The organism is Flectobacillus roseus (genome assembly GCF_030056595.1).
In the GTDB taxonomy this organism is placed as follows: Bacteria; Bacteroidota; Bacteroidia; order Cytophagales; family Spirosomataceae; genus Flectobacillus; species Flectobacillus roseus.
Window position 1 is genome coordinate 239731 of sequence record NZ_JASHIF010000009.1, and the last position, 12711, is coordinate 252441.

Genomic DNA, 12711 nt, shown 5'->3' on the forward strand with positions numbered 1-12711 from the left:
GAGTGATTATTTCATAAAGAAATTTACTAAATCATCATTCACTCAATAGTAGAGTTCTTATACCTTTTTGGCCTTATAACACTGTTGTATTAGCCAAGTGACAACCTTCTCTCTAAAATCACCTTGTAGGATGATTTCACCATCTTTCACAGAACCTCCGCACCCACAAAGATTTTTAAGTTTTTTACCCAAAGTATTCAAGTCATCATCATTTCCAACAAACCCTGTAATAAGTGTTACTTGTTTACCTGCACGAGCCTTTTTATCTAATAAAGCCTTTAAATTTTGTTGATTAGGAGGAAGTGTTTCCGCCACTTCTTTTTCCTCAAATTCATATTCAAAATCAGGATTTGTAGAATAGACAACTCCTAATGGTATTTTTTTATTTTTTGACATGGTAAATGATTCCTATTGAGTTAGAGTACCAGTTTTTTTAATTCATTATTAACAAAGCTTTCCAACTTTTCTTTATTGGGCAACTGTAATATATACTTACTGACAAAAATATCTTTATCTGTATCAGCAATTGCATATTCCACCAATGCTTTATTTTGATCTGTAACCAACAATATTCCTACAGGAGGATTATCGTTACTATCCTGAAAATTTTTTTTATAATAATTCAAATACGTTTTGAGCTGTCCAATATGTTCATGTTTTGCTCTTTCAGTCTTTAATTCTATTAAAACATGACATTTTAAAATCCTATGATAGAATACTAAATCTATGAAATAATATTCATCTCCTATTAAAATTCTTTTCTGTCGAGCTTCAAAGCAAAATCCTATCCCCAATTCTAACATAAACATTTGCAAATGTTCAATTAACGCCTGCTCTAGTTCAGTTTCTTCAATAAGATGTGGTTGCGAAATATTTAGAAATTCAAAGAAATAATGTGATTTGACAAGATCTTCTCTATTTTGAGGTGTTATTTTGTTTTTTACGACTTCAAATGCTTTTTCTTTATTCTCTGAAAAACCTAATCTTTCGTATGTTAACGTTGCGATTTGTCGCTTTAGCTCTTTTACGGAAACTTGTGTTTTTAAAACTAATAGCTCGTAAAATTGTCTCTTTATTTCATCTTCAATTTTAATCAGCTCAGTGAAATGTGTGTAGGATATTGTCCTAAATATTTCTTTTATATACCCAATTTCTCTTTCTTCCTTTATGTTTGCAGATTTTTGGGTTGATAACCCAAAAATTTCATTTTTAATGAAATCCAGTTCAGAATCAAATATCGGTGATTCTGGTTTTATAGAAAAAACATTAGAAATCCTAGTTGGTAAAAGTAAACTAAACTGAGGATATGTATGATAAAATTGCCTACACCTAGATAGTTCAGGAGCAGTAAGACCTTTGATTTGTAAGATAGCAGCTAAATTGTGAAGTAACTGGCTCCCATAAGAGGCTCTATCTTCTCCTTTTTGTTCAAACTCTACAATATAAAAGCCTACAAGCCAATTTCGGAGCGTAATATGAATATTAACAGCCTTAATAGACTGCTGCTGTAAATATCTATTAGTGTTATGGATAGAGGCTACTAACGATTGAAAATTCATATTATTAAAGAATCTATTAAAATGAAATTACTCTACTCCACTACCCCAGCCACTACTTTTAGCGATTTTGGTTTGATATATACACGAATCTCGTTGGTATCTAACTGTAAAGGTTCGCCATCAAAGTGAATCAATAAAGGCTTTTCTGACTTGAGCACATAGTCTTCCGAAACCTCCATATCAATGTAACGAGAGTTAGGTAATGTTCCTCTAAACAAACGTACACCAATAATTGGAGCCGCGCCAAAAGGGAAAGGCTTCAATATAACTAAGTCGATTAAACCATCATCAATCTTAGATTTTGGAGAAATCAGGGCATTATTACCGTACTGGGTAGCGTTGGCAAACGTGATGGAAAAAGCCATTTTTGCATAGTCTTTTCCTTGGTGCGAAATTACATAAGCTTCAGGCTTGTAGGTTCGAAATGACTTAAGAGACATTTTAGCATAAGTTTTCAATCCTCTTGAATCCTGTTGTGCAAACTCATTTGCCACAAAAGCATCAAACCCAACTCCTGCAGTACAGAAAAAGGGAATTTCATTCAAATAACAAGCATCTATTTGGGCAGTAGGTTGCTGAATAGCAAACTGAATCGCTTTATCAATTTTTAACGGTATATTCAGGTGACGAGCTAAGCCATTGCCAGAACCAATTGGAATGATACCAAGCGCAGTGTCCGAACCCACCAGCCCTCGAGCTACCTCGTTGACTGTACCGTCGCCACCGACTGCTACAACACGGCTAATACCTTGCTGGACGGCTTGCTGAGCGATTTCGGTTGCATGACCTGCATATTCTGTTAAGATTAATCTACAATTTGCCTGTTTGTTGATAGCTTGAATTATTTTATTTCTCTTTGCTGGGGTTGTGGTTCCAGACTTAGGATTTAAAACAAACCAAATCATATTATTATGTAAGTTTACGAGACATACGCCCGATCTATAATTTATAAGTGTTTTAATCAATCACCCAAAATCTGTTGGAAGCGTATTTCTATGGTTGAGTTGCGAAACGCAGGTACTAACTGAAAAACACAAACATCAAGATAATCATTATAATAAAAGAAAGATACATAAGGCCATCTACCAAATAGTAGTCTTTATATTTATCTACAAATTCTTTGAATTTCATAAAAATAATTATCTTTATTTGAGCTGAATTGATAAGAATTCAAAACTACAAAATTTTGGAGGGATGTATTCTATCTATTTGGATAAATCTCATATTTAGCACCCTAATTTTATCTATTTCACATGACAAAAGGCTTCATCTTTTCCGTATTATTTTGCTTATGCGGTTTTATCAGTTTCTCACAAACTAATCAAGACCGTCAAAAAATTCTAGAAATCTTAGACAAACAAAACCAAGCTTGGAATCGTGGCGATGTGGTTGCTTTTATGAAAGGCTATTGGGAATCCGACTCTTTGATGTATATCGGTAAAAGTGGTGTTACGTACGGTTATCAAAAAACCTTGGCAAGCTATCAGAAAAACTATCCTGACAAAGCCAGCATGGGGACGCTTAAGTTCACCATCATTAAGGTAAATTTTCTAGGACCCAAAAATTGCTTATTAGTAGGAAAATGGGCCTTGACTCGTCCAGAAAAGGGTGATATTGGTGGGCATTTTACCCTAACATGGCAAAAAATTAAAGGGGAATGGGTCATCATTGCAGATCACTCATCGTAGGGAGCTTTCGGCTTTCAGGTATCAGCTTTCAGCAAAAATATATCTATCGTTACTAAAAAATATTTTAACGACCACAGACATGCATTTTACCCCAAGCCCACCGCCGAAAGCCGTTACCTGAAAGCCCAAAGAACAATCTTAAATTTTTGAGCTTACGGCTTTCAGCTCTCGGCAATCGGCAAAAAATATATCCATCGTTACTAAAAAACATTTTAACACTCTTTGCCTTGTGCCTGTTGCCTTATGCCTTCAACAAAAAACTTAAATCTTATTCTGCACGATTACTTAATAGTAAAACCTTTGAGTTGAATCCGCAAAGAGATTACCTGTAAGCAATTGTTTATTGTTACTAAAATCAAAATACTAGAAGTATATTTGCATAAAATTAAGAAATGAAGCGACCATTAAATGGGCACTATTTCATTCAAAAAATCTTTTCATTCATGATTGCACTCAATACAGTACACCGTCATAAGTTTTCATTCACACAAGATGACGTAATTTTATTTGCAAAAGTATCTGGTGACCACAACCCACTTCATTTAGATGCTGAATTTGCAGCTAATACCCCATTCAAGCGCCCAATTATTCATGGCGCATTAGCTTCGAGTATTTTTTCTAAAGTAATGGGTACGGAATTTCCTGGTTTCGGAAGTGTTTATTTAAAACAAGTTTCTGAATTTAAGCGCCCAATGTTTGTCGACACGGATTATGAAGCAGTGTTTACCGTAGTAAATATTGATGAGAAGAAACACATTGCGGAAGTCAAATGTGAAATATTCGATGTTACTACCAACAAAAAAACTACAGATGGTATGGCTACGATTATGAATGCAGAACAGTTCTAATAAGTGTCAGCATAAGATAAGATCTGTCTTTCCAAAGATGTTATAAAAGCAAAAGGCTAGCAATCGAAATTGCTAGCCTTTTTTATTTGCCTGAATTATTCACTTTGGTTTTTCTTGTTTTGGATTTCAGTACGAATCTCTTGAGCCAAAGTTTTTAATGCTTGCATGCCACCTCTTACACGAGTTCCAGCAGCTTGATTGCCTTTTTCATAGAACTTTTCGAAGTCACCCTCTAATGACAAAATCAAGTCTTTTACTTCTGAGAATCTGCTCATATTTGTAATTGGATTTAGGTTGGATAAATGGTTAAAAAAGCCTCATATGAAGCCTGTAGGCATTTTTTACGACCGAAATATAGTCAATTTCCAACATGATGCAAATTCTTTTATCAAAAAAAGCATGAAAAAAGCACAAAATCGTATTAAAATTATGCTAATACTGATTTAAACTGCTCAGCTTGTGCTTTATAGAAGCCATCAGCCAATCTTTTTTGTACAATTTCAAACTGGTTCATTGTGTACTCAACGTCCTCCAACGAGTGTGCTGAAGTAGGAATAATACGCAACATAATCTGTCCTTTTGGTACTACAGGATATACTACGATTGAACAGAAGATACCCATATTTTCACGCAAATCCTTAATCAAAGACGTTGCTGTAAGTACATCGTATTCACCGTGCAAAAATACTGGAGTAACAGGAGATGTAGTATCACCAATGTCAAAACCTCTTTTACGGAAACCATCTTGTAAAGCACGTACGTTTTCCCATAATTTCTCACGCAACTCTGGATGTTTCTTAATCAACTCCAAACGCTTCATACCGCCAATTACATATGGCATAGGAAGTGCTTTTGCATAAGTTTGAGAACGCATATTATATTTCAAGAACATAATAATGTCTTTCGGAGCAGCTACAAAACCACCAATTGCGGCCATTGATTTTGCAAATGTTGAGAAGTACAAATCAATACCTTCGATACAGTTCAAATGTTCGTGAACACCACGACCATTTTCACCCATTGTACCAAAACCATGAGCATCATCTACTAAAATTCTGAAGTTGAAATCGCTTTTCAATGCAACGATTTCGTCCAAAGAACCTACTTTACCAGACATACCAAACACACCTTCTGTAATTACTAAGATACCACCGCCAGTTTCTGCAACCTTCTTAGTAGCACGCTCAAGGTTTTTACGCAATGAGCCCATATCGTTGTGATTGAACTTATAGTAAGCACCCATTTTAGCTTTGTGCAAACGGATACCATCAATCAAACAAGCATGGCATTCTGCATCGTAAACAATAATGTCACGGTGGTCAACCATACATTCAATAATAGACATTACACCTTGATAGCCGTAATTCAACAAGAAAGCATCCTCTTTACCTACAAATTCAGCTAATTGACGCTCAAACTCCTCATGCAAATCAGAGTTACCCGACATCATACGAGCACCCATTGGATAAGCCAAACCATAGTCAGCAGAAGCTTGTGCATCTGCCTCACGAACTTCTGGATGGTTAGCTAAACCAAGGTAGTTGTTCAATGACCAGTTAAGCATACGCTTGCCATTGAAGTTCATATAAGGGCCTAATTCGCCAGTCAATTTAGGGAATGAAAAATAGTGGTGGCCAATTTTGTGGTAAGAACCTAGCGGCCCCATGTTGTTTACGACTTTCTCAAAAATATCCACTTTATATCTGCGTTTTAGATTTATGAATAGTGTCAATTATTTTCAAAGCAACAAGTTTTTCTGTCTAATATATTAGCGGAATATGTGCAGTGAAAATCTTAAAATAATCTCAAAGTTAATTCTTTATTTTTTAACTGCCAAATATTGTATTAAACAAAGAATAACAAGACTTCATTTGGTTATTACTTGCAATATTTCAAGAACTTTTTTCGCTAAATACATATTTATCGATTCGTTTTATATCTTGTATCAAAATTGGGTAAAGGCAGCACTTTTTCAATTGTAAGATTTCAAGTTGAATCCATCTTTGAAAAATCCAAATGAGCCATGAGTCTAAATAGTAAACTTACCATTTGCGAAGACCAAAGCACTATCCTAGACTTTTTGGTTGATAATCAGGAGTTACCGCAGGATTTTAGCCAGAATATGGTTAAAAGTGTTTTGAAGGATGGCGCCTTCTATTTGGCCATCTACAAAGCCTACGAAAAGGAGGATAGATTTACGCTTTATCGAATTGATGATTTCGCTTATCAGTTTGATGATTTGCTATATTTATGGCGTTTTTTTGATGAAAAATCATTAGAAAAACAACATGCTCAAGTTATGAAAAAGGCACGCAATATTGTTCATGATATTATTGCAATGCTCGAAACATTAAAGTCCTTATTTGAGCCTCCTCAGAATATTTAGGTTGAAAAATAAGACATTTATAAAAATGACGAAAGTATCAATTAGTGGATAAAATGAATTTTACCCGCTTTAAGTTGTAGGCATTATCCCGTAAAATGAAGTTGAAAACGGTTTCTCATGGAATATGTCAAATGCCTACATCTTACAGTCTAATGCGTAATAAAGTAAGATAAAATTTAATCTATTTTAAATATAAAACACTGATAATTAAAAAATTATATTCTCAACTTATCATTCTGCATTAATACATTAGTAACAACAAAACAAAATCGAAGAAACCAATCAATGAAAAAAATTCATAAGCTCCTCGTTGCCAACCGTGGCGAAATTGCTTTGCGTGTGATGCGTACTGCTCGTGAAATGGGTATCAAAACTGTTGCTATCTATTCGGAGGCCGATCGTTTGGCACCACATGTAAAATTTGCAGATGAAGCTGTTTGTGTAGGGCCTCCCCCATCCAATCAATCGTATCTATTAGGTGATAAAATCATTCAAATTTGTCAAGATTTGAACGTTGACGCTATTCACCCAGGTTATGGATTCTTGTCTGAAAATGCAGCCTTTTGTAAAAAAGTAACAGATGCAGGCATCATTTTTATTGGTCCGTCGCCTGAGAGTATTGAGGTGATGGGTGACAAACTTTCTTCAAAACACGCTGTTGCTAAATATAATATTCCCATGGTCCCAGGCACACCTGATGCCGTGACCGACCGTGAAGTTGCTAAGCAAAAATCGAAAGACATTGGTTATCCAGTCCTCATCAAGGCATCTGCTGGTGGTGGCGGTAAGGGTATGCGTGTGGTAGAAAATGAAGAAGAGTTTGACGAACAAATGGACCGTGCAGTTTCCGAAGCCATTGCTTCTTTTGGAAATGGTGCTGTTTTCGTAGAAAAATATATCACTTCACCTAAACATATCGAGATTCAAGTATTAGGCGATAAGCATGGCAATATTGTTCACCTTTTTGAAAGAGAATGTTCAGTGCAACGTCGTCACCAAAAAGTAGTAGAAGAAGCACCTTCAGCTGTATTAACACCCGAAATTCGTGCAGCTATGGGGCAATGTGCAGTGGATGTAGCTCGTGCTTGTAATTACTATGGCGCAGGTACAGTAGAATTTATTGTAGATGAAAAGTTAGATTTCTATTTCTTAGAAATGAATACTCGCCTACAGGTAGAACACCCTGTGACAGAACAAATTACAGGCGTAGATTTAGTAAAAGAAATGATTTTGATTGCTGAAGGACATCCTATTTCGTTCAAACAAGAAGATCTAACAATTAATGGTCATGCCGTTGAATGTAGAGTTTGTGCAGAAGATCCTCGCAATAACTTTTTACCAGATGTGGGTACTCTGACAACCTATGTACGCCCACAAGGAAACGGTGTACGTGTAGACGATGGCATGGAACAGGGAATGGCTATTCCTATCTATTATGACCCAATGATTGCTAAGTTGATTACTTACGGAAAAGACCGCAATGAGGCTATAGACAAAATGATTCGTGCGATCGATGAATATCAAATCACAGGTATTCAAACTACCCTTCCTTTCTGCAAATTTGTATTGCGTCATGAAGCGTTTCTTTCTGGTCAATTCGATACACGTTTTATCAGTCTTTATTATACTCCTGAGGTTTTGGATACTGCGCCAGATGCAGATGAAGAAGCTATTGCAGCAGCATTGGCAGCACATTTGATTCTTCATAAAAAAGCAGCGCCAAGTCAAGAAAGTACTGGTGGTCAATTGGTTAAAAGTCAATGGAAAGCCAATCGTACTGCTATGAGATAGTGCTTATTGAGTGAGTTTTGATTGAGTGATTGAGCGATTATTTTTTACCCGTTGAGAAAGAATATATTATTTCACCATATAAGTCATCCAGTATTGTAGTAAAACTAAAAAGGGTTCGAAAAATAATTTTCGAACCCTTTTTAGTTTTACTTAGCTTTAGACACTAAATACTTCGTCTCAACTTGAGTATACCAATTTTAACCTAATCACTCTTGCACTCAATCTCCAATCACTCAATTAGGTAAGCATACTATTTCTTCACTACTTTCACCTCAATTCTTCTGTTTTTTGCTTTACCTTCTTCAGTGGTATTTGATGCCACAGGAACAAATGGACCTTTGCCATCAAAGTCGATACGGATAGCACTAATGCCGTTCGTAACCAACATATTACGAATAGCAAAAGCACGTTTAAGAGATAATTTCTTATTTTGTAGAGTATCCCCAGCGTTATCAGTATGACTAGTGATTTTTACTTGAACCTTTGGAAAAGCTGTCATAATTTTTGCCAAATCTTGAACGTTCTTCTCTCCTCCAGTCACGAGTGTGGCAGTGTTTCCTTCAAAAGCTACATTTTCTAAAGTAAATACCTGAGATGGACGACTTGCGGTATCTGCTACATATTTGGTAAAGCGCTCTACAAATGACCCCGGTAGTGTTTCGATAGTTTGACCATTAGGCAATGCAATTCCAGTCAATTTAACTTCAGCAGCAGTGTTTGATGAATCAATTTTTGCTACAGCTGTATCCTTAGGCAAAGCCGTTGTGTCAATTTCAGCACCTGTTACTTGTTCCACCTGAGTGCTATCTACTTCATCAGCAGTACTGGCAAATGTTGATTGCCAGTCATAATTCACTAAGAAATAGGCCGCAACCGCTACCACCAAAGCTATAATACTGGCAGGGAAAACCCATTTTGGAAGAGGTTGACGTTCTTCGTCCTCCGAATCATAATTTTTGCTAGAATAAGTAACAACCTTATCTCTATCATCAGAGATTTTAGGAGCTGTTGGAGCAGGAACACCCGGAGAACGCAAAGGAGCACCTGACGCAAACTGTACAGGTTTTAACTCTTGGCTCATGAATGTTGCCAAACCTAGCACATCAATCATTTTTACTTGAAGATTTTCTGGTGTTTCACCTAATAGATAACTCTTCAATTCGAGTACATTGTTGGCTAGAGTACTCTTATCTGCATTTTGATTCGCAACAATTTTGCCTAATCTGCCAATAACCACAGGCATCACAAAAGCTAATAATGAAGTAGCCGTAGAATTACGAACACCTGCAAACTGTGAAATCAAGGTTGCGATTGAGCTTTTCTTATCAGGTAGCAACATGCTTACCAAACTATGGCCTTTCTCAACAACTTTGGCAAAACTTTCACGATCTTGTACAACACTTGAAATTTCAGAAAGAATAGCCCCATCGTGACCTCCTTTTTGGATTACATTCATAAGCGTAGTAGCGCCAGCCTCATTCGTTGCTCTTTTCATGATACCACCAATAATGGTTGGTACAAGCCCCTCTATCGCCAACTTTACTTTGTCTTCTTTTTCACCTACTAGCGAGGCAGCTTTTACACTGATGTCCCCTCCTAATAACTCTTTCAACTCTACAATTAAATTCATATCAAATGTTTTAAGATTATTCTATCGAGATTTTAGATAAGCAATAGGCACTGTTTGTATGTTAAGGTACATAACAACTCCATTTTTTTGCTCAAAAATACAATCCTTCCTTGATATTTGGCGCATATTTCCCAATATCTTATCAAATCATTTTATCAACGCCCTTGTTGACTTGTTTAATGCAAAATAGATGTTAAAAAAATGAAATTCTTCTAAAAAAATTTAATTACCAAAACATGAACCTTAACTTTGTGACTCCATACAAAAAGGATAGCTCAAATTTTACCTCCAAAAATGCTATCCTCAGACGTAATCACAAAAACAATGAAAAAAGTTTTATTTATCGACCGTGACGGTACTATCATTCAAGAACCTCCTGTTGATTTTCAAGTTGATTCATTAGAAAAATTAGCTTTTTTACCTAAAGCCATCTCTAATCTTCGCAAAATTGCTGAGGAAACCGACTATGAATTAGTTATGGTGACCAATCAAGATGGTTTAGGAACCGATTCTTTCCCAGAGGATACGTTTTGGCCTGCTCACAACAAAATGATGGATACCCTTGCAGGTGAAAACATCATTTTTGCAGACGTACATATCGACCGTACATTCGAACATGAAAATGCGCCTACTCGCAAGCCTTCGACGGGAATGTTGACTAAGTATTTTGATAGTACTCAATACGATTTGGCAAATTCTTATGTATTGGGAGACCGCTTGACAGATATTCAATTGGCGATTAATCTTGGAGCAAAAGCTATTTATTTAGGAGAAAAAGCCATTGAGCAACCAGAACATACAGAAGCTACAGCTTTGATTTCGGCTGATTGGGATGCCATTTATGAGTTTTTACGTTTACCTGAACGTAAAGCGTCGGTTGAGCGTATCACAAAAGAAACTCAAATTTGGGTTGAATTGAACCTAGATGGTAAAGGAAAATCACAAATCGAAACAGGCTTAGGCTTTTTTGACCATATGCTTGATCAGTTGGCAAAACACTCTGGTGCAGATTTAAAGGTAAAAGTTGTAGGTGATTTACATATCGACGAGCACCATACTGTTGAAGATACAGCACTTGCCCTTGGCGAAGCTTACTTGAAAGCTTTGGGTGACAAAAAAGGAATTGCTCGTTATGGTTATTTCTTATTACCAATGGACGAAGCGCTCGTACACGCTGCGATCGACTTCTCTGGACGTAACTGGATGGTATGGGATGCAAAATATTCTCGCGAGAAAATTGGTGACGTTCCAACAGAAATGTTCTTCCATTTCTTTAAATCATTTACTGATACTGCTAAGTGTAATCTGAATATCAAAGCAGAAGCAGACAATGAGCATCACAAAATCGAAGCTACCTTCAAAGCCTTTGCTAAAGCCATCAAAATGGCAACTAAAAGAGAAATTAAGGACTTGGATATTCTTCCATCAACTAAAGGAGTTTTATAGTTAGATTCATAAAATATCCGTTCGGATAACTTTGTTTTTATTGACTTAACAAAAAACTACCCAAAGTTTAGCAGTTAATATATGAATCTTTCGGTTTTGAATTTTATCTTTGTGGCATCAAAACTGACTGTTCATTTTCATAAATCTAAAATATAAATACCATGGGTGTTTCAGGAGCTTTATTCTTTATCGTTCTTTTTGTGCTAGCAGCAGTTGTAGGTTCGAAACTACAAAAAATCTATAACGAAAGAGGCAAATAAGATGTCAAGTACAAAAAAAGAGAACTAAAGCAGTTCTCTTTTTTTGTATAGCTACTATTCTCAACTACACTTTTTCGACTCTATACGTCGTTCGTCCCGAAAAATACATTTCAACTTCTTTACATTTCCTCTATTCACTCAAAAATACGCAATTCGCAATTACTTAAATATCAGCAATTTAATCATCTACAAGTCCACATTCTTTTCTTGTGATTGTTTTTCCATTTGAAAGCCCATTTCAATACTACTGCGTTCGTGTAATTCAAGGTTTTCAAATAGGTAATTGGCATAATTACTGCTTGTAATTTCATATTAACTTCTTTAAATTCAAGACAATACGATTATTTTACCTATTTAAAACTATGCTGATTATTAAACTCAAATATTTATTTAACCGTCTCCATACTATCTCTCCCACCTCAATAAAGTCATTTAAACCGCATTATAGCACTTACTACGCCTAGCTGTAAATGTCTCAAGTTTAAAGCGCCGTCAAGCAAATGATTTTTCACAATTTAAAACCAAGTAGCCATGAAACAACGTGTTTTCTTCTTATCCGCTTTAGTACTTTTCTTGCTTTCTAAAATCGAAGTCGTTGGCCAAACCGACTCACATACCATAGGCATTACGATTCCAGCAGTTACAATGCTAAGAATTGCACCGACTGCCAGCAAAAATATCACCATGAATTTTACATCGCCAAGCACCGCTGGAGATCCCATTGTAGCCCCTACTAATAATACTTCTCTGTATTTGCAGTATAGTTCGATTATGACTGCTTCTGCAACTGGTCGTAAAATTTCAGTACAAGCTTCTGCTACGGTAGCAGGTTTGACGATTGCGGTAACCGCAGCAAACCCTGGTGCAACCAATTTGCAAGGTGCTGGCGGTACAGGCAGTACAATCTCTTCGTTGGGTACTACTGCTGCCGACATTATTACTGGTATCACAAGTTGTGCAACAGGAACAGGATCTACAGATGGTAGTAATTTGACGTATAGCATTGCTACGACTAGTGCTTCGGCGTACCAAAACCTTCGTTCTGGAACGTCAAGTATTACAGTAACATATACTTTAGCTGACAATTAAAAGTATCTAAACTC

At 36.2% G+C, this 12711-nt stretch carries 12 protein-coding genes; 6 read left to right on the top strand and 6 right to left on the bottom strand.

Translation table 11 applies throughout. The annotated features are described in order from the left end of the window. Positions 1–57: 57 nt before the first annotated feature. From QM524_RS11925 to QM524_RS11935, 3 genes are read right to left on the bottom strand one after another with little or no spacing between them, the layout of a single operon-like run. Positions 58–396 carry a translation initiation factor gene (locus QM524_RS11925; protein WP_283344771.1) on the bottom strand — a complete coding sequence of 113 codons (339 nt, stop codon included), beginning with the start codon at positions 394–396 and terminating at the stop codon, positions 58–60. Between the two features lie 20 nt (positions 397–416). Further along, complete coding sequence (locus QM524_RS11930; protein ID WP_283344772.1) at positions 417–1559, bottom strand: PDDEXK nuclease domain-containing protein; 1143 nt, start codon at positions 1557–1559, stop codon at positions 417–419. Between the two features lie 32 nt (positions 1560–1591). Then, positions 1592–2464, bottom strand: a complete 873-nt coding sequence (locus tag QM524_RS11935) for a diacylglycerol/lipid kinase family protein (protein WP_283344773.1) — start codon at positions 2462–2464, stop codon at positions 1592–1594. 348 nt (positions 2465–2812) lie between these two features. Between QM524_RS11935 and QM524_RS11940 the strand changes: the two genes are divergently transcribed. After that, on the top strand, positions 2813–3247 hold the full coding sequence (locus QM524_RS11940; protein ID WP_095162447.1) for a YybH family protein: 435 nt from the start codon (positions 2813–2815) through the stop codon (positions 3245–3247). A 392-nt stretch (positions 3248–3639) separates the two neighbouring features. Then, positions 3640–4095, top strand: a complete 456-nt coding sequence (locus QM524_RS11945; protein ID WP_388045732.1) for a MaoC family dehydratase — start codon at positions 3640–3642, stop codon at positions 4093–4095. Between the two features lie 95 nt (positions 4096–4190). On the opposite strand, the gene QM524_RS11950 is transcribed toward QM524_RS11945, so the two are convergent. Both QM524_RS11950 and QM524_RS11955 read right to left on the bottom strand, forming a co-directional pair. After that, positions 4191–4370: a histone H1 gene (locus tag QM524_RS11950; protein WP_095162445.1), complete on the bottom strand. Its 180-nt coding sequence runs from the start codon at positions 4368–4370 to the stop codon at positions 4191–4193. A 152-nt stretch (positions 4371–4522) separates the two neighbouring features. Continuing rightward, complete coding sequence (locus tag QM524_RS11955) at positions 4523–5791, bottom strand: aminotransferase class I/II-fold pyridoxal phosphate-dependent enzyme (RefSeq protein WP_095162443.1); 1269 nt, start codon at positions 5789–5791, stop codon at positions 4523–4525. A 327-nt stretch (positions 5792–6118) separates the two neighbouring features. Between QM524_RS11955 and QM524_RS11960 the strand changes: the two genes are divergently transcribed. Then, positions 6119–6481 (top strand): hypothetical protein, encoded by a 363-nt coding sequence (locus QM524_RS11960; protein ID WP_095162441.1) that lies wholly within the window; start codon positions 6119–6121, stop codon positions 6479–6481. Between the two features lie 285 nt (positions 6482–6766). Next, entirely contained in the window at positions 6767–8272 is a 1506-nt protein-coding gene (gene accC / locus QM524_RS11965) for an acetyl-CoA carboxylase biotin carboxylase subunit (RefSeq protein ID WP_283344774.1), read from the top strand. Positions 8273–8522: 250 nt separating this feature from the next. On the opposite strand, the gene QM524_RS11970 is transcribed toward accC, so the two are convergent. After that, on the bottom strand, positions 8523–9902 hold the full coding sequence (locus tag QM524_RS11970) for a DUF937 domain-containing protein (RefSeq protein WP_283344775.1): 1380 nt from the start codon (positions 9900–9902) through the stop codon (positions 8523–8525). 324 nt (positions 9903–10226) lie between these two features. Here QM524_RS11970 and hisB point away from each other — a divergent pair, with 324 nt between their 5' ends. Both hisB and QM524_RS11980 read left to right on the top strand, forming a co-directional pair. After that, a complete protein-coding gene (gene hisB / locus QM524_RS11975; RefSeq protein WP_283344776.1) occupies positions 10227–11348 on the top strand; it encodes a bifunctional histidinol-phosphatase/imidazoleglycerol-phosphate dehydratase HisB in 1122 nt (373 codons plus the stop codon). Positions 11349–12139: 791 nt separating this feature from the next. Continuing rightward, on the top strand, positions 12140–12697 hold the full coding sequence (locus QM524_RS11980; RefSeq protein WP_283344777.1) for a hypothetical protein: 558 nt from the start codon (positions 12140–12142) through the stop codon (positions 12695–12697). Positions 12698–12711 lie beyond the last annotated feature (14 nt).